Origin of the sequence: Megasphaera jansseni (assembly GCF_047974155.1) — a bacterium.
GTDB lineage: Bacteria > Bacillota > Negativicutes > Veillonellales > Megasphaeraceae > Megasphaera.
In genome coordinates, this window is record NZ_JBHYRR010000014.1 from 20,363 (window position 1) to 39,221 (window position 18,859).

An 18,859-nucleotide genomic window follows, 5' to 3' on the forward strand; every position below is an offset into this window, starting at 1 on the left:
TACAGTGAAATTCAACCTCTCCGGCCCTTTCGGGCCACCTCCAGCCCGGCTCTCCGTTTTGGCAGCCGTCCTGCGTTTCCCTGCGGTCAACGCCTGACGGGCCAAAAAGGGCCTATCAAGGGAGGCTTTACGAGCCACGAACCACTAGCCACCAATCTCTTTCAACGCTTCGATGGCGTCGAGGTTGCCTGTGACGGCGGCTTTCTGGTACCATGCTTTGGCCTTGGCTGTATCTACCGGTACGCCCAGTCCCTTGGCGTACATGTCGCCTAAGTAGACCATGGCCGGTGCGCCGACGTGGTCCGTGCGCTGAGCCGCTTTTTCGTAGAGGCTCATGGCTTTGGCGTAATCCTGCTTGACACCCTTGCCCTGTTCGTAGCATTTGCCCAACAGGTACATGCTGGTCGTATCGCCTTTCTGCTGGGCTTTATCGTACCACTGGGCCGCTTTGGCATCGCTCTGTTTTTCGCCCCAGCCGTTGGCGGCCATGATACCCAGGTAGCGGGCCGCCTTCATGTGGCCGTCCTGCCAGGCTTTCTGGAAACATTCACGGGCTACGTCGTAGTCCGTCGTGCCGTTCTGGCCATACAGATAGGCAATCCCCGTATCGAGGAGGGCTTTCCCCTGGGGGCTGCCCTTATGGGCACCGCCCTGTCCGGCAGTATGACCGGCTGCGCCGGAAGGAGCCGTCTTTTTCAGGACGTCTTCGGCTTTCGTCTGTTCAAAAAGCCAGTCCCGGATGCCTTCGATGTTATAGGCAAAGGACCAGGTATACATGTGGTCCCCGTCCTTGAAGACCGTATAGTTGATGGGCGCCTGCTGGTCTTCCATGACCTTCATCATCTGTTCATAGACAGGCGTGCCGCCGGTGCTGTCCCACATGCGGCTGCGGGCGACGACAGCGCCGTCCTTTTCCCAGAGGGCCGTCGCTTCATTCATGCCCGGGAAGGCCTTGCTGTCACCCTGGCAGACGGTGATCCAGAGGTTCTTGTCCTTGAGTTTTTCCATTTCCTGCGTATCCCACTGGCAGGCGACGAGGTACTGGCCGGCAAAGAGTTCCGGATAGGCGTCGCTGATGGCGATATTGGCCATGCCGCCCTGGGACTGGCCGGTCCCGTAGATGCGGTCCTTGTCGACGCGGTACTTGTTGGATACATCCATGATGAGGTCCGTCACCAGGGTCAGGCCTTTGGTCCACTGGTGGGTATCGGTCGTCATCATGCCGATGGAGCGGATGAGGTCTTCCGTATACTGCGGCGCCAGGACGATGGCCGGGTGCTTGGCCTGTTCTTCCGGTGTCGCCCAGACGATGGCCCCGTTGCCCTGATAGAGGACGGCCTTGGGGTCGTTGATATTGGCGCTGGCATCGGCGATGAAGACGACCATGGGATAGGTTTTGGCCTTGTCGGCATCGTAGCCTTTGGGCAGGTAAATATTGTAAGGCATTTCATAGCCCGTAGCCGGGTCCTTATATATATAAGTTTTAAAGGAGTCCATGACGGCATCGACCGTCTTATCGGCAGACAAGGCCGCCGTCGTCGGGCCATAGGCCGTACCGTCCGCCGCATAGACCGTCCCGGTCTGGCTGACAGAGACGCTCAGGTCCGGCGCCTTGCGGTCGGAATACATGGGCGCATCACCGCCGTTCAGGGCGTTGGAACCTTCCTGGTCCTTATCGTGGTGTTCTGCCTTGCGCTGGGCCTGGGATGCAGCCGTCGGCAGGGGCGTTGCCGGATGGACCAGGCTGACGATGACATAACTCCCCTTCTTCCCTGTCAGCGACGTTTCCGGCGCATCGTTGGTGTAGACCTTGTCGATGGTCTTGCCGGCGACCGTGAAGTCCGACGCCTTCAGGCGGCTGGCGTCAATGGTCTTGGGGTAATGGAGAGCCACAGCCGATACGCTTTCGCCATCGCCATAGACGGTACTCAAAGCCGTCACATCGCGGATGGCGGATTGAGAAACATTAGCAGGCAAAGTTGCCGTCACGGCCGCCTGATTCAAATCATCCCCTGCCGGTGCCGCCCAGACCGGTGCCGTCAGGCTGAGGGCGCAGCAGAGCACAGCCAGAGCAGGAATATGTTTACCTTTCATAAAGAGGTCACCTCGAATTGAAATTTTTTTGCAATTCATTATACCACGCCTGGTTCGACCTTTTGTCGCCGTTGTGACACAATTTGGTGGAGACTCGTGGCTCGTGGCTCGTGGCTAGTGGCTCGTGGATTGCTAGCCACCAACAACTGAAAAGGGCCTGCCGCATAGCGACAAGCCCTTTTCTATTAGGAGTCAAACAATGGAATTATTTACCTTCGAAGGTTGCTTTGCGTTTTTCGCAGAAAGCAGCCATGCCTTCCTTCTGGTCGGCTGTGGAGAAGCAGAGGCCGAAGACTTCAGCTTCATAAGCGATACCGGTTACGACGTCGCAGTTGATGCCACGGTTGATGGCAGCTTTGGAGAGCTGTACAGCAATCGGAGCGTTCTTAGCGATCTTCTTAGCCAGTTTGACAGCAGCCGGCATTAATTCTTCCTGCGGGAAGACTTCGTTGACCAAGCCGATAGCTTTTGCTTTTTCAGCGTCGATCATGCCGCCCGTGTAGATGAGTTCTTTAGCGTGGCCACGGCCGACGACACGGGTCAGGCGCTGTGTGCCGCCGAAGCCCGGAGTGATGCCCAGGCCGACTTCCGGCTGGCCGAATTTAGCGTTTTCAGCTGCATAGCGGATATCGCAAGCGCAGGAGAGTTCGCAGCCGCCGCCGAGGGCGAAGCCGTTAACAGCTGCGATGACAGGCTGCGGCAGGTTTTCGATTTCCGTGAAGACGTTCTGACCGAACTGGCCCCATTCGCGGCCTTCAGCAGCGTTCTTGGAAGCCATTTCTTTGATGTCAGCGCCAGCGACGAAGGATTTAGCACCTGCGCCGGTGATGATGACGACTTTGATAGCTTTATCAGCTGCGATCTTTTCAACGACGTCTTTCAATTCGCTGACCGTAGCCTGGTTCAAAGCGTTCAGAGCCTTCGGACGATTGATGGTAATCGTTGCAATACCGTCTTCGACAGCAAAAATGATGTTCTGGTAATCCATGAGAAAAACCTCCTAAAGACATATAATAGTATAGAAATAGTATGTACAACAGGCTGCCCTCCCCAAAGGGACTCCTACCAGGCAGACCGCCCCTGCCGGCAGGATAGGCACACTGTCAATACGCGCATGAGATTCTAAAAATAATACGGGGTGTGAAAGTCACGCCCCGTATTCGATTAGCAGATTGCTAACTTATTTCGTGTAATCGTAGAAGCCTTTGCCAGTCTTACGGCCGAGGTAACCTGCCTGGACATATTTCTTGAGCAATGCGCAAGGACGATATTTCGGATCGCCGAAGCCATCATAGAGAACTTCCATGACATGGAGAACGACGTCGTTACCGATAAGGTCGCAGAGAGCCAGAGGTCCCATCGGATGGTTGAAGCCGAGTTTGCAGACGTTATCGATATCTTCTTTGGAAGCAACACCTTCCATCAAAGCCTGGATAGCTTCGTTCAGCATCGGGATGACGATACGGTTGCCAGCGAAGCCCGGGAAGTCGTTAACTTTAACCGGCGTTTTGCCGAGGTCTTTCGAGAGTTTGTCGATCTTTTCATACGTTTCTTCCGACGTAGCGATACCTTTGATGACTTCGATCAATTTCATGACCGGAGCCGGGTTGAAGAAGTGCATGCCGATGACTTTGTCCGGGCGTTTCGTAGCAGCGCCGATCTGGGTGATAGCCAGGGACGACGTGTTGGAAGCGAGGATTGTGTGTTCCGGGCAGAGTTCGTCGAGTTCTTTGAAGATAGCCGATTTGATCTTCAAGTCTTCGATAGCGGCTTCGACGACGAGGTCGATGTCTTTCATGTTATCAGCCGTACGGGTTACAAAGCCGGAGATGCGAGCCATCGTTGCGTCTTTGTCTTCCTGGGTCATTTTACCTTTGGAGACCTGTTTGGTCAGCTGTTTTTCGATTTTAGCTTTGCCGCCAGCGATGAATTCGTCTTTAATATCGTTCAAGACGACATCCCAGCCGTGCGTTGCGAAAACCTGTGCAATGCCAGAACCCATTGTACCTGCACCAATAACCATTACTTTACTCATGTTTAACTCCTCCTTCGTCGCGTGATTTTTTTCACTAGATTCTTCTAAAAAAAATCACGCACGTTCTAAATAAGATTCACTGCTTACACTGATAGTATACCACACTTCCCAAAAAAATCCACTAAAAAACGGCACTTTTTTCAACTTTTCACATTTATGACATGCATTTTACGCAATAATCAAGAAGTCAAATTACTCCTTTGCATCATTCAATAGAATTATCTCATAGGTATATGTGACGTTATGAACTTACGTCATGGGAGATACTTCCATTTTTCACAAAGTGCATGGATAGGGATTCCCTTTGGGAATCCCTACCCGCAGGTCGCAGGTCGCGGGTCGCAGGCCACAGGCCGCCGCGACATCGAAGATGTCGCTCCGTAGGGGCCGTCCTGGTAAGGCGGCCCGCTTGCGGGAATCCCGCAAAAAAGGAGCTGTCGCATCGCGACAGCTCCTTTCAAGTTGTTAGTGGCTAGTTGTTAGTTGTTAGCGGATGGGTTTAAATTTAAAGCCTTCTTCTGCAAACTACAAATTCTGTGCTACAAACTATCATGAAAAGCAACCTCTCAGTCAGCGTTGCTGACAGCTCTCCTATGAGGAGAGCCGGGCGGACCGCCCTTCGGATAGCGTTGTTCACAGGATTCAGGTGGGCCGCCTTATCAGGACGGCCCCTACGAATCACGAGCCACGAACCACGACTCACGACTCACGAGCCACGAGCCACGAACCATGAGCCACGAGCCACGAGCCACGAGCCACGAATCACGAGCCACGAGCCACGACTCACAAGGCGCCGTTCAGGGCTTTGAGCAGGGCTTCTCGTTTGTCGTAGGCCTTGCGGTAGGTGGCGGTATGGCTTTCGTCGGGCACGTAGGTGGCCTTGACTTCCAGCTGGCGCTGGAGGGCCTGTTTGAGGTCCGGTACATCGCCTGCGGCATAGGCGGCAACGATGCAGTTCGTCGGGACAGCGCCGCCGGCGACTTTGAGGGTCACGACTTTCGTATCCAGCATGTCGGCCTTGATCTGGTTCCACAGGTCATCGCGGCTGCCGCCTTCGGTGATGGTCAGCTGGGTCAGGTCGATGCCGGCCTTGCGGTAGCGGTCGGTGATTTCCATATAGTCATAGCCGATGCCTTCGAGGACACAGCGCCACATGGCGCCCTGGTCGGAGTCGAGGGTCAGGCCCGTAAAGGTCCCGCGGACGTTGGGATAGTCGCCGTTGCCGCCGGTCAGGTACGGGATGAACATCGCCCCGTCGCAGCCGGGCTGATGGCGCCGGGCCAGTTCGTCCAGCGTCCCGTAATAGTCATCGCCTTCTTCACGGGCGATGCTGTCCTTGAACCAGCGCAGGGCCAGGCCGCCCGTGCGGACCATGCCCCAGTAGAAATACGTCCCCGGCAGGGTGCCGGAGTTGAAGATGAGGTTGCTCCCCGGTACAGACAGTTCGGGGATGATGCCGTCCGTGGCGGCGCAGAACATGGCACACGTCCCGGCGACATCGACGGCGCGGCCGGCTTCCAGGATACCGCTGCCCATCATGGATTCCATCGTATCACCGGCGCCGGCGCAGATGGGGATGCCTGCCGGGAAACCCGTTTCCATGGCATCTTCTTCACAGAGCGTGCCGATGATGTCCCAAGGCTTGACGATGCGCGGCATATAGCGTTCGGGGATGCCCAGGATTTCCAGCTGCGCTGGCGACCATTTTTTCTGGACTACGTCATAGCCCAGGCCCCAGCCGGACATGGCGCCCCAGTCGATGAAGGCGTCTTCCCCTTTGAGGCCGGCCAGGTGCATGAGGACGTACGGGCAGTTGTGGACGAATTTAACGCCCTTTTCCTGCCAGGCCGGGACGTTCTTCATGAACCAGCGGGCGAACATGGCCGGGAACATGATGTTCGGTTCGGCATTGCCCGTTTCCCTGCCCCAGATAGCGAGTTTCTGGGCCTTCAGGGCTTCCACGTCGTCCGCCGTGCGGCTGTCGAGATAATTGATGAATGGCGTGATCGCGTTGCCATCGGCGTCGATACCGGCGATGCCGCAGATGATCCCGTCGCCCATGATGGCCCGGACCTTCTTCACATCCCAGCCCTTTTCTTCCATCTGGCGGCTGCACGAAGCCATGCACTGCTTGATGAGGCGGTAATACTCATCGACATCCATCTGGACCCATCCCGGCTGGGGATAGGCCAGATGCGTCTTGGCCGTGTCCATGGCCAGGCAGTGCTGGTCTTCGTCGTAGACGGCGACTTTGACACTCTGCGTCCCGGCATCGAAACCGAGGTAATACTTGTCACTCATAGGTAACACATCCTTTCCGTTCAGCCCCGGCAGTCCTTTACCATCCCGCCCAAACGGCTCACGAGGCCCGTCGTCGATTCATTCGGCTTGGGAAAGCGGCGCAGGGCGGTCATGGCTTCGACATAACAGAAGAACTCTTCCATAGCCGTCTCGATCTGCCCCAGCGTCTGGCCGTCGATGTGCTCGATGAGCGCCAGGTCGTGCTGTTCATAGCGGTTGATATAGCCGTAAAGCGAACAAAACGTACCGGGCCGCTTGGTATAGGAACAGAAAAAGCAGTATTCCACCATGGCGTCGCATTTCTTGAGCGTATCCTGCCGTTCGACACCGGCGAATTCCTGCCGTTCCTGGATGATGGTCTTGATCCAGCTGTTCAGGACGCCTTCAAAGAAGGCGAACAGGGACAAGAGGGCCGCCCGGTAATAGCGCCGGGCCAGGAACGTCCCCTTCTTGGTCCCCTTGTCCTGCTGCATGGCAGCCCGTTTCTTAAATGTACAATAATCCTTCCACAACTCTTCGTAAATGGAAGCATGCAATATATCCATATCACCATTATGGAAAATAGTGACATCAATCTTAGCCTTCATGAAATCGGCTACCCTCCTACTTGGATAACTTCAGGAAATCCGGGTCCTTTTCGGCCATACGGGAGAGGATCTTCTCATAACCGCCGCTGCCGTAGACCAGGCAGCGCTTGATGCGGCTGATGGTCGCCGTGCTGGCGCCGGTCTTCTTGACGATGTCTTCATAGATATCGCCGGCCTTGAGCATACGGGCCACTTCCAGACGGGCCGAAATGGCTTTCATTTCCTGAATGGTGCAAAGGTCTTCAAAAAATTCATAACATTCGTCGACACTCTTTAATTCCAAAATAGCACGAAATAACTGATCGTGCAAATGATCTCGCAATTTTTCATTCACTGCCATGACAATCCCTCTTTCTGAGACAGATTCCTTTAGTTCGTTAAACACTAAAAATATTATACGGCACAACAGGTCATCTGTCGAGAGTGTCTCCATCATTCACCCCAAATCGGCCACATACCAAACAGGATATCTACCGGATTTGCGCGGGCTCGCCGCGGCGAGCCCCTACAGCCGCCTGCTAACCGCTAACTGCTAGCTGCTAATGCTAACTGCTAACGGCTAACCGCTAACGGCTAACTGCTAACTGCTAACCGCTAACTGCTAACCGCAGGCGCCTACATAGCGAAAAGGTCGATCTGTTCATCTTCGGGCAAATCGCCGAGGCAGCCTTCCTGGCTCATGACGTCGACCAGGGACTGGGACACTTTGCCGCGCATCTTGAGGTCGGCCTTGGAGCTGAACGGGGCCTGCTCGCGGGCGGAAACAATCTGTTCGGCAACGTTGGCGCCCAGGCCGTCGATGGCCGTAAAGGGCGGCAGGATTTTGCCATCGCAGATAGTGAACTTTGTCGCTGCCGAGCGGTTGATGTCGACATTCATAAAGGAAAAGCCGCGGAGACTCATTTCCTTGGCCAGTTCCAGGGCCGAATAGAGGTCCTGTTCGATCTTCGACGCGCTCTTGCCCTTGGCAGCGATTTCCTTCATGGCCCGTTCCTGCCCTTCCAGGCCGTGGATCATGGCCGACAGCTTGAAGGCTTTGGCGCGGATTGTAAAGAAAGCGCAGTAATACGCCAACGGCTGGTTGATCTTATACCAGGCGATGCGGAAAGCCATCATGACGTAGGCCACGGCATGAGCCCTCGGGAAGAGGTAGCCGATCTTGTGGCACGAATCGATGAACCACTGCGGGATATGGCCGGCCTTTAGTTCCCCTTCATAGTCCGTCGTCTTCTGGCCCAGCTTATTGAGCTTGTCGATGCCCTTACCCTTACGGACATTTTCCATGACTTTGAAACTCGTCTTGGGCTTGATGCCGTGCTGGATAAGATAGTTCATGATGTCGTCACGCGTCGAGACAGCTTCCTTCAGGGGGACCGTCCCGGACGTGATCAAATCCTGGGCATTATTCAGCCAGACGTCGGTGCCGTGGGAGAAACCGGAAATGCGGACCAATTCGGAAAAGGTCTTGGGCTTGGTATCGACGAGCATCTGACGGACAAAGGACGTGCCGAATTCCGGGATACCCAGGCTGCCGACTTTCGAGCCCAGTTCTTCCGGCGTCACGCCCAGGGCCTTGGTCGAGCTGAAGAGGCTCAGCGTTGCCGGGTCGTCAAAGGGAATGGTCGTCGCCTTGATGCCCGTCATGTCTTCGAGCATACGGATGACCGTCGGATCATCATGGCCGAGGATGTCGAGCTTGACCAGACGGCCTTCGATGGAGTGATAATCGAAATGGGTCGTAATAATGCCGCTGTCCTTCTTGTTGGCCGGATACTGGACCGGCGTGAAATGATGGACGTCCATGTCGCGGGGAATGACCATGACGCCGCCCGGATGCTGGCCCGTCGTATTCTTGATGCCCGTGCAGCCGGCGACCAGGCTGTTGACATAGGCGTCATTGACCTTGATGCCCTTGGCTTCGGCCCACTTCATGACGTAGCCGTAGGCTGTCTTGTCCTTGACGGCGCCGATGGTACCGGCGCGGAAAACGTTGTCCTTGCCGAAGAGTTCTTCCGTGTACTTATGGGCTTTCGGATGGTATTCGCCGGAGAAATTAAGGTCGATATCCGGGACCTTGTCGCCGTCGAAGCCCAGGAAGATAGCGAACGGGATGTTGTGGCCGTTCTTGTGGAGCGGCGTGCCGCAGCGGGGGCAGACCTTGTCAGGCAGGTCGAAGCCGCCGCCGACTTCGCCGTGGGTAAAGAATTCGCTCCACTGGCACTTGGGGCAGACGTAATGCGGCGGCAGCGGATTGACTTCGGTAATATCCGACATGGTCGCCACGAAAGACGAACCGACGGACCCACGGGAGCCGACGAGGTAGCCGTCATCATTGGAGTGCTTGACCAGCTTGTGGGCGATGTAATAGAGGACGCCGAAACCGTGGCCCAGGATGGATGTGAATTCTTCTTCCAGACGGTCTTCGACGATTTTCGGCAACGGGTCCCCATAGATTTCATGGGCCTTCTTATAGCACATATTCTTCAGCGCTTCCGACGAGCCGGCGATCTGCGGGAAATAAAGCGTTTCCTTCGGCACCGGCCGGCAGTCGTCGATCATGTCGTTGATTTTATTGGGGTTGGTAATGACCACTTCCCGCGCCCGTTCTTCGCCGAGATAGGCAAATTCTTCCAGCATCTCGTCCGTCGTGCGCAGGTAGAGGTCCGGCTGGAATTCCGCATCCTTGAAGCCCTTGCCGGTCATGAGGATTTCCCGGTATATCTTGTCTTCCGGATTCATGAAGTGAGCGTCACAGGTGGCAACGGTCATCTTGCCCAAATCGTCGCCGATGCGGAGAATCGTCCGGTTGATGTCGCGCAGGCCTTCTTCATCGGCAACGAATCCTTCGCGGACGAGGAAGCCGTTGTTGGTGAGCGGCTGGATTTCCAGGTAATCATAGAAAGACGCGATTTTCTTCAATTCTTCATAAGGCAGCTTCTTCTGGACCATGGACCGGACCAGTTCGCCGGCTTCGCAGGCTGAGCCCAGGATGAGGCCTTCGCGGTATTCCGACAGGACAGCCCGGGGGATACGCGGACGGCCGCGGTAGATGTATTTCAGATGGGAAATGCTGACCAATTTGTAGAGATTGCGGATGCCGATCTGGTTCTTGGCCAGGATGATGATATGGTACGATTGGTCGATTTTATCGTCAAAGAGGTAGCCTTCCATGCCGTAGATGACCTTGACGTTGTTCGTCTTGTCCGTCGAGATTTCCTGGAGCAGCGGGAAAGACTGGACGACGCCGTGGTCGGTGACGGCAACAGCCGGATGGCCCCATTTCTTGATGGTCTTGATGAGCTGTTTGACCGTAATCAGGGCATCCATATCACTCATGACCGTATGCAGGTGGAGTTCGACGCGCGGCGTCGGGTTATGGTCTTCCCGTTCGACGGTCCCGCCATCGGCTTCCATCATGTCGTAGGCCATGAGGACGTAGTCGTTCTGGTAATTATCATACTGGATATTGCCGTGGACCCGGACGTAGACGCCGGGTTTGAGCTTTTTGACCAGGTTGTCGTATTCTTCCGGCGTCAGCGTGTTCTTGCGGCGGAACTTGCCGCCTCCGCCCTGATTGCTGACGTCGAGGAACTTCTTGGCCGAAATGCCGTTGGTGCTGTCGGCCATCTGGAAGGTCAGGAGGATGCGCTTCGACTTGAGTTCCCGGAACTCGACTTTGACGACCTTACCCTTGAGGATGACGTCGTTCTGTTCTTCCCCGAGGACGTCGTTAATCGGTACGGCGTCGCCGCCAAAAGCCCGGCCCATCCAGACCCGGCTGTCGCCGCCGGTCTTGGTGCCGCTGCCCTTGCTGCCCGTCTTCGCACTGCCTGCACTGGGCTGGGATGCCGACTGGCAGGCCTTCTTATAATCTTCATCGTCGTACAATTCGTCGTCCACATCGTAAATGGAATCGTAGCAGTCTTCATGGGGAATCCCATAGCCTTCCATATCGTCAGTGGAAATATCGGCGACCTGGCGCAGCGAATCGTTGTCGGGCACGGCCAGGGACATATCGCCGCCGTGGAAGACCGACGTCACACGGTGTTCGACCGATACCGTCCCGTCCAGGCCCAACTTGCGGCTGACCCGGTCGCGGAGGAGATCCATATCGCCGATGGCATAAGGCGACTCGGTCTTGACATGCCAGGCATGGCCAGCCAGGTCGGCCGCAATCGAAGCGACCGTCACCGACCGCCCGCCATCGACGGGGATCAAAATATCATTTTTAGGAACAATATGCCAGACTTTCATACAATTTCCTTTCTATATGAATCGGGGATTCAGGCGGGCCTGTCGCACAAAGGTTTTTACCACCATGCGCTAACCCCTAGCCACTAACTGCTAACCACTGAACTGGGACGCCCGTCGCACACAGTGTGGGAACATTCGCTACCTGTTGGTGAAATTCCTACAAAATCCAAACGGGCTCGCCACGTGCGAGTCCCTACATTAACCGATGAGTTATTCCTCATCGGCCGTGTCAGCCGCATCGGCCGCCGGGACATTGAAGTCCATCATGTCATGTGGGGCGTTGAGGAGCGGGTCCTGCGGTTCCAGGTCTGCCGTACTGACGACTTCTTCACGGTCTTCACCCGGCGTCAGGATGATTTCATCATTCGGGTCGTAATGGGACTCGATGGTATCGACGTGGCGGTCGCCATCGCTATACGCCACGGTCCGGCGGATAGTCACGTCATGGCCGTCGTAGCCTTCCTGCTTGCGCTTATCTTCGGTTACACTGTCGTCGTGCTTCTTGATGATTTTATGGGGCAGATTCTGGAGATGCGTCGTTTCAAAGGACACACTGCACGTATCGGCGTGATTGCCCAGGATATACGTCGTCACCGTATTCTGACCGGCGACCGTATAGACACAGACCGGATGCTGGAAGGGATTGGTAAAGGCAAAATCCAGGCCGTCATCGGCGACCGTCGCATCCATGCCGACCGGCACATAAGCGGCCGGTGCGAAATGCGGTTCCCGGCTGGCAATGAAGAGGCCTGCCCGCAGGGCCGCATTGAACAGGGTCGTACTGACCTGGCAGACGCCGCCGCCTGTCGACTGTTCCAGCTTGTTTTCAAAATACGACGGTGCCTGCTTATAGCCCTTGTCCGCCGTCCGCGTGCCGACATACTTATTGAAGGAGAAATCCTTCTGGGCCATGACGACGGCGTGATTCAAGCGCTTCTGGGCCAAGCGGATATTGACGTTGCGGTCCGGATTGGTGTCATCGAAATGAGTCGTATAGTACGACAGGACCGTGTCGATATCCTTGAGGTCGTCGGCCTTGATGTCCGCCCCTTCCCGGCTGTCCACGGGGACGTCCAGCGTGTCCGTCTTGCCCGTATGCAGCTCATCGGTCACGGCCTGCTTCAGCTTGTCCGTGTTGATGACGATGCGGTCCTTGGCCTCTTCAATGGCGACGGTCTTCTGGTCATCCTTGACATAGGCATAGGCATTCTGCGGGTCCTTATCGTACTTATCGTGGACGTCGGCCAGGGCCTTGTCCAATTTATCCTCATCGACGGCAATCGCCAGGGGCACGTCCTTGCCGTGACTGAGCGTCGTCACGACATCGGCCACGCGCTGCCAGGGCATACCCCGGCGGCCGACGAGATGCAGTTCATCGTCGATATAGCTGCGGTCCAGTTTGGCACCCAGTTCGTCCAGGTCCAGCGTCACATCGACACCGTCCGCCGCCAGGCGCAGCTTGCGTTCTTCCGCTTCCTTCTCGTGGAGGTCGAGATAATTGGTAATATCAGCATCGGTCATATCGGCAATGGATTGGCCATTGAGGGTCACCCTCTGTTCCGCTCTGCTCTGGGCGGCAAAAAAACCGCCAAAGCCAATGAAGCATAAGGCAACGATCACCGCAGCCCGCTTCTTCCAGGACGGCAGCTCCTTTTCCGGAGGCAGCCCGTGCTTTTCCCGGTACCGCCGGCGATATTCCTTCATCCGTTCTTTCCGTGCTCGTTCTTCGTCAGTCACATTCTAACCTACCTTTTCAATATATTTCAAAATGTACCCATACTACAAGTACTAAATTCCAACAATTTCTAATCGGGCGCCCCCTCTACTGCGGTCCGTTTCAGCAACCGTCCTGCCATTCCTTACAGTCATGACCTGACGGGCTGAAAAGGCACGTGGTCGCCCCTACCTCTATCACATGCTAACCTACCTTTTCAATATATTTCAAAATGTACCCATACTACAAGTACTAAATTCCAACAATTTCTGACGGGCGCCCCCTCTACTGCGGTCCGTTTCAGCAACCGTCCTGCCATTCCTTACAGTCATGACCTGACGGGCTGAAAAGGCACGTGGTCGCCCCTACATCTATCACAGGCTGACCTACCTTTTCAATATATTTCAACCGCCCCTGGCTCCCCTCATAGGGGAGCTGTCAGCGAAGCTGACTGAGAGGTTCTCCCCTGCGAACTGCGGGCCGCCAGCCTCAGCTGTCCGTTCCAGCAACCGTCCTGCGCCTTCCGTTGGTCGGCACCTGACGGGCTGGAAAGGCGTAGGCGCCCCTACCTACAATACAAGCAAATAAGGGGACCTATATCCTCAGGCGACGCCGTGCCGCGGCGGATATGGAGCTGGAGCGTAAAAATTTGGCAAATACAACTTTCTAACTCTTCTATTTTCCAATAAGATGCCACTTTTTGCAAGTGGTATAAGACATATTTTACGCTGCGGCCCTTATTGATGGTCTGCAGGATCTGTTCACACTGATGCTGACCGGCATGAGCCCGGCGCAATTCCTTATAGGCCAGGAGCAGGCGCAGGCGTGACAACATATAACCGGTATTCTTCAAAAACGCATCCTGCCGGCTGAAAAGGCCCTCCAAAAAAGGCAGGGTCTTGGCCCCATTGCGGCGCAAAAATTCGTCCATGAAGGTGAACAAATTCTTTTCCATCGTCCCGGCAAAGAGGTCCTGCAAATCGGCCACATCGACGGTCTGTCTGCCGTCGGGCACAGTGATGCACAATTTCTCCAGCTCCGAAAAGACATAGAGCAGGGAAATATCGCCCCAGGTCTGAAAGAGGGCCCGCAAATAAGCGACGGCCCGGCTGGTCAGGCGCTTGCCCTTGCCTTTCAAATAGTCCGTCACATACGGCATGACCGTCTTTTCCGTCACCGCTTCGGCGGCCACGACGTCGGCCATGGGCTTCAGGGCCTTGAAAAAAGCACTGCCCGTATCCATCTTGCCCTTCGTATAGAACAAAAGGCTGTTTTCGTCACTGAGACGTCCGGCCTCATCAAGGAACCACTGCTCCTCCTTAGTGAGCTTGCTCCGCGACCGGCCGCCGCGCTTGAGCGGCAGAAAGGGACAGTCATACCAGATAGTGACTGTCCCACCGCTAAAAAGACTCGCCCCTTGGAAGGATTCAACGACCGACGCCGCCACGGCATCCTTCTGGAAAGACTGGACCTCCGCATCGCCGCCGGCCCGCTTCCGGGCAGCTGCCAGGAAATGCTGGCGGCCGTCTTCCATGACATAGGGTTCCGTCCCATAAATAATCATTATATGTTTCTTATATTCCATGACTGTTCCTCATCAAACGTAGAAATGCGCCACTGCCCCCGCCAGCGATACAGACGGACCTGGCCGTCCCGGGATGGCGAAAAACAAGGCACACCGTAACCGGCCGCCGTCTCGCCCCACTCTGACAAGACTTCATCACCACGGCGCGAACCATAGACAATGGTCGCCATGGCCGATACGGGGAAATCCCGGCCATTCCAGCCCGTCAGGGACCGAAACTCCAGACACCGCAGCCCTTCCGGAAAAACCGGCGGCACCGACGCCATACAGCGAAACGGCACGTCGCCTTCCCCCTTTTCGGACAGAAAGGTAAAATCCCGCCGCAGCAAAGCCAGCGTATGATCCGCCCCGTCGCCGTCGACACGGCAATGGCGGAGCCGAAAGACGCCATGAGCCCGCAAAGCCGGCGTCACGACGACAGCCACCTGGTCGGGGTTGGCGAATTTAGACCTATTATACCATATATCGGCCGATTTATCTTCATGAATGACAGCCGTCACCTGATCCCGTCCGGCATCGAGGACCAGGACGCCCGACCCGGATGGTCTCAGGAACCAGGCCACAGCCAGACAGGCCAGCCAAACAGGGACAATGTGCCTGCGAACAGTAGGACAAAAGACAAAGGCTACAGCCAGATACCAGGCCAGGCAGGCCCACTTTGACGGCTGACCGGCCCAGAAACGACTCCCCGGCAGGGCAGCGATGAAGGCATTGCCCTTCAAAGCCAGGGCCAGCAAGGGCTTGATGAGCCACAGCACCATATCGGCACCACCAGTCCACAAGAGGGACAGGGCCGACGCCAACAGGCCGAGGACCATGACCAAGTCCAATACCGGTGCGACCAGAACATTGGCAAGCAGCGAATAGACGGGAAAAGAAAAGAACGCCGAAAACAAGAGCGGCACGACCAAAATCTGGGCCGCCACACAGACCGTCAGGCAATCCCGCAAAAACACAGGCAGACCCGAAAACCATTGGCTTACGGGCTGCTGAAAAAGGATGATGCCTGCCGAGGCACCGCAGGACAGGCGGAAACTCAAATCAAAGAACAAATACGGACTATAGAGCAGCATCCCGGCCATGGCCAGGGCCAATGCATGACCGGCCAGGTATTCGCGCCGCGCCGTCAGGCTCAAAGCACTGGCCGCCCCCATGAGGGACGCTCGGACGACAGGCGACGAAAAATCCGACAAGGCGCCGTACAAGAAGAGAAAAACTACAGAAATGCAAAATAAGCCGCGCGGCCGCAATCCCAGGGCGCGGCCCATGAGCTGGATCACAGCCAGCAACAAAGCCACGTGGGACCCGGAAACGGATAGAATGTGGATCAGCCCGGTCGTACTAAACGATTCCAGCAGCCCTGGAGGCAAGTCCTCATAGTGGCCGCCAAAGAGCAGGCTGGCCAATACCGGCGCATATTCGCTGCCGAGGATAGCTTCATAGCGTCCGGTCAGGGCTTGGCGCAGGTCCTGTAAAAAAGCCTCCCAGCGGCCTGGCGGAGCTGTTACAGTCACTTTTCCCCCATCATCAGCAAATAGACGCAGACAGATTGCCTTTTCCCGGTCGCGGTGCAGGGCATCGTACATGCCGTCGTTCTTGTAATATGTCAAAGGCCGGCTGTCGCCAGTGACGGCAACTATACTGCCTATGACCTGCGGTTCCGGCAAGGTCACATAGATGCAGCCTTTTCCGGGCTGTACGTCCGCTTCCCCATCATAGGCATAGCGCCGGACCTGCATGATATACCGTCCGACCCGTCCCTTTTCATTCGTATAGGTACTGCGCCGCTCTTGCAGCATCCCTTCTACGGTCAGTCTGGCGCCAGCCGCCTGATGCGGCAGGGCTTCGTAGCGATCCGCCTCTAGCTGGAGACGGCCGGCACCCAGACTCAGGGCGGCCAGCACCAAACAGACAGCCAGGCCGAGACGACTGCGGGGCCGGCTAAAGAATACACCAAGCAAAGACAGCAGGAACAGGGATATCCAAAGGCCGAACGACAGGGAAAGCGCATCTGCCAGGGCAATGCCTCCCGCCAAGGCCAGGACCAGGGACAAGCTGACCCATTCCGGTTTCATCTTTCCCATCATAAGCACACCAAATCTTTCAGTTTGGCGAACTTTGCCGGACCGATACCTTTGACTTTCTGCAGCTCTTCGATACTGCTAAAAGAGCCATGTTCCTGGCGATAAGCGATGATGTTGGCTGCCATAGCTGGTCCGATGCCGGGCAGATCCGTAAGAGCCTTCTCATCGGCCCGGTTCAGGGACACTTTGCCCGCTTCCGCTGGATTTTCTGGAATGCCCTGGAAATCATAGGGTACATGAATGTGGGTACCATCTTCTGCACGATCCGCTAAATTAACGGCACTCGTATCGGCATAGGCAATCATGCCGCCAGCTGCCGCTACAGCTTCACCGGCCGTCTTCCCCGTTTCCAGGGCATAAAGGCCGGGATTCTTGACAGCTCCCGTGACGTAGACAAATGCCTTTTCCGGCAATGGTTCTTCTACGGCCGGCGGCGGCTCACTAAAAGCGTTTTCAAAGTCAGGGGCGAATTGGAACAGGGCCACGCCCAGCAAGAGCAGGGCCAAAACTACGAATTTCTTCATGACAATCCCTCCTATACATATAGTATGAAAATCTATATGTATAGTATGCCCTATTTTTTGACCCCTTTTCGAAAATTTAATCGTCCTTTAATCGAATTCGGCAAAATTTAATCTTTCTCTCATCTACCAGCTGCTCTTGGATTTCCAGAAGCTCTTGCGCAGCATGACCAGGAGGGTGAACATTTCCAGCCGCCCCAGGAGCATGGACAGGCAGAGGATGGATTTGGAGAAGACCGAGAGTTCGGCATAGGTGCAGGTCGCGCCGGTGATGCCGAAGGCCGGGCCGATGCAGCCCATGGTAGAGACGCTGATGCCGATGGCGTCGAAGGTGTTGATGCCGTCAAAGGTCAGCAGCAGGGCCCAGAGGGCGATGAACATGATATAGAGGAAACAGAACTGGGCCGCCCGCATGACCGTATCGTCGCCGACGCGGCGGCCGTTGATAGTCAGGCCCCAGACCTGATGGGGATGGAGCTTGGCCTTCGTTGCCTGCCAGATGTAGCGCACCATGATGACGACGCGCGAGACTTTGAGGCCCGCTGCCGTCGACCCGGCACAGCCGCCGGAAATCATGAGCATCAGCAGGATGCCCTTGGAAAAGGGCGGCCAGCGGTCGTAGTCTGCCGATACGAAGCCCGTCGTCGCGATGGACGCCGCCTGGAATGACGAATAGCGCAGGGCCGTCGGCGCTGATACGTCGAAGCCGTCCATGAGGTTAAGGCCGATGAGGACTGTTGCCGCGGCGATGATGAGCAGGTAGGCCTTGAATTCGGTATTGCGCCGCAGGACGTGCCAGCCCTTCTGCCAGGCCTGGTAGTACAGGCCATAGTTGCCGCCGGTGAGGATCATGAAGAAGGTCATCCAGGCTTCGACGGCCGGGCTTTCAAAATGGGCCGCACTGGCATTATACGTCGAGAAGCCGCCGGCCGAGACCGTAGACAGAGAGTGGTTCAGGGCGCCGAGGAAGTCCATGCCGCAGAACAGGAAGATGACGAAGGCCGCCGCCGTAAAGGCCATGTACATGCGGAACAGGACCTGGGTCATGTCGTGGAGCCTGGGCAGGACCCGTTCCCGCGTCGGTCCCGTCGATTCAGCGTTGTACATGTAGACCGTCGACTGGCCCGCTTCCGGCAGCAGGGCGATGAAGATGACGACGATGCCCAGGCCGCCGAGCCAGTGGGTCAGGCTGCGCCAGAAGAGGAGGCTCTGGGGCAGGACCTCCAGGTCGGGGATGACCGTCGCCCCGGTCCCGGTAAAGCCGGAAATGCTCTCGAACAGGCCGTCGAAGTAGTTCAGGTAGCCGCCGAGGCAATAGGGCAGCATCCCCAGGAAAGTCGCCAGGAGCCAGCCCAGGCCGGTGATGGCAATGCCTTCGCGCATGGTCAGTTTCTTCGTCCGCACGTGGCCGTAGCGTAAGAAGCCCCAGCCTGCCAGGGCACAGACAAGGATCGTGCCGATAAAGGCCGGCCAGCTGTCTTCAGCAAAGGCCAGGGCCATCAGCAGCGGCAAGGTCATGACGCCGGCTTGGGCCCAGGCGATTCTTCCTAAAAATTGACAGATTACGTGTAAATCCATAAGCGTCCCTTCAAAAAAATGAAATCCTTTTTATTATACCATGGCCGGCGCGGGAACCGCAAAAAAAACTGTCATTCCATAGAATCTTATATATATGTTATAATAA

Annotated in this window: 12 protein-coding genes; all 12 read right to left on the reverse strand. The window is 56.2% G+C overall.

Going from position 1 to position 18,859, the window contains the following annotated elements; translation table 11 throughout:
- Positions 1-144 precede the first annotated feature (144 nt).
- The 12 genes from ACE418_RS06775 to ACE418_RS06830 all read right to left on the reverse strand — a co-directional run bounded on the left by ACE418_RS06775 (position 145) and on the right by ACE418_RS06830 (position 18,753).
- Positions 145-2,094 (reverse strand): esterase, encoded by a 1,950-nt coding sequence (locus ACE418_RS06775; protein ID WP_416449902.1) that lies wholly within the window; start codon positions 2,092-2,094, stop codon positions 145-147.
- Positions 2,095-2,299: 205 nt separating this feature from the next.
- Positions 2,300-3,082 carry a short-chain-enoyl-CoA hydratase gene (locus tag ACE418_RS06780; protein WP_416449903.1) on the reverse strand — a complete coding sequence of 261 codons (783 nt, stop codon included), beginning with the start codon at positions 3,080-3,082 and terminating at the stop codon, positions 2,300-2,302.
- Between the two features lie 192 nt (positions 3,083-3,274).
- Positions 3,275-4,129 carry a 3-hydroxybutyryl-CoA dehydrogenase gene (locus tag ACE418_RS06785; RefSeq protein ID WP_416449904.1) on the reverse strand — a complete coding sequence of 285 codons (855 nt, stop codon included), beginning with the start codon at positions 4,127-4,129 and terminating at the stop codon, positions 3,275-3,277.
- Between the two features lie 783 nt (positions 4,130-4,912).
- On the reverse strand, positions 4,913-6,430 hold the full coding sequence (locus ACE418_RS06790; protein ID WP_416449905.1) for a xylulokinase: 1,518 nt from the start codon (positions 6,428-6,430) through the stop codon (positions 4,913-4,915).
- A 20-nt stretch (positions 6,431-6,450) separates the two neighbouring features.
- Positions 6,451-7,017: a hypothetical protein gene (locus ACE418_RS06795; RefSeq protein WP_416449906.1), complete on the reverse strand. Its 567-nt coding sequence runs from the start codon at positions 7,015-7,017 to the stop codon at positions 6,451-6,453.
- 16 nt (positions 7,018-7,033) lie between these two features.
- Entirely contained in the window at positions 7,034-7,357 is a 324-nt protein-coding gene (locus ACE418_RS06800; protein ID WP_294024360.1) for a YerC/YecD family TrpR-related protein, read from the reverse strand.
- A gap of 275 nt (positions 7,358-7,632) precedes the next feature.
- Complete coding sequence (locus ACE418_RS06805; protein ID WP_416449907.1) at positions 7,633-11,271, reverse strand: PolC-type DNA polymerase III; 3,639 nt, start codon at positions 11,269-11,271, stop codon at positions 7,633-7,635.
- A 210-nt stretch (positions 11,272-11,481) separates the two neighbouring features.
- A complete protein-coding gene (locus tag ACE418_RS06810; RefSeq protein WP_416449908.1) occupies positions 11,482-13,008 on the reverse strand; it encodes a VanW family protein in 1,527 nt (508 codons plus the stop codon).
- Positions 13,009-13,550: 542 nt separating this feature from the next.
- Positions 13,551-14,570: a DNA polymerase III subunit delta gene (holA, locus tag ACE418_RS06815; RefSeq protein WP_416449909.1), complete on the reverse strand. Its 1,020-nt coding sequence runs from the start codon at positions 14,568-14,570 to the stop codon at positions 13,551-13,553.
- Positions 14,549-16,657 carry a ComEC/Rec2 family competence protein gene (locus ACE418_RS06820; RefSeq protein WP_416449910.1) on the reverse strand — a complete coding sequence of 703 codons (2,109 nt, stop codon included), beginning with the start codon at positions 16,655-16,657 and terminating at the stop codon, positions 14,549-14,551. The genes holA and ACE418_RS06820 overlap by 22 nt, the downstream gene beginning before the upstream one ends.
- Positions 16,654-17,178, reverse strand: coding sequence for a ComEA family DNA-binding protein (locus ACE418_RS06825; RefSeq protein WP_416449911.1), 525 nt, complete (start codon positions 17,176-17,178; stop codon positions 16,654-16,656). Before ACE418_RS06825 ends, ACE418_RS06820 begins: the two co-directional genes overlap by 4 nt.
- A gap of 123 nt (positions 17,179-17,301) precedes the next feature.
- On the reverse strand, positions 17,302-18,753 hold the full coding sequence (locus ACE418_RS06830; protein ID WP_416449912.1) for a TrkH family potassium uptake protein: 1,452 nt from the start codon (positions 18,751-18,753) through the stop codon (positions 17,302-17,304).
- Between the last annotated feature and the right edge of the window lie 106 nt (positions 18,754-18,859).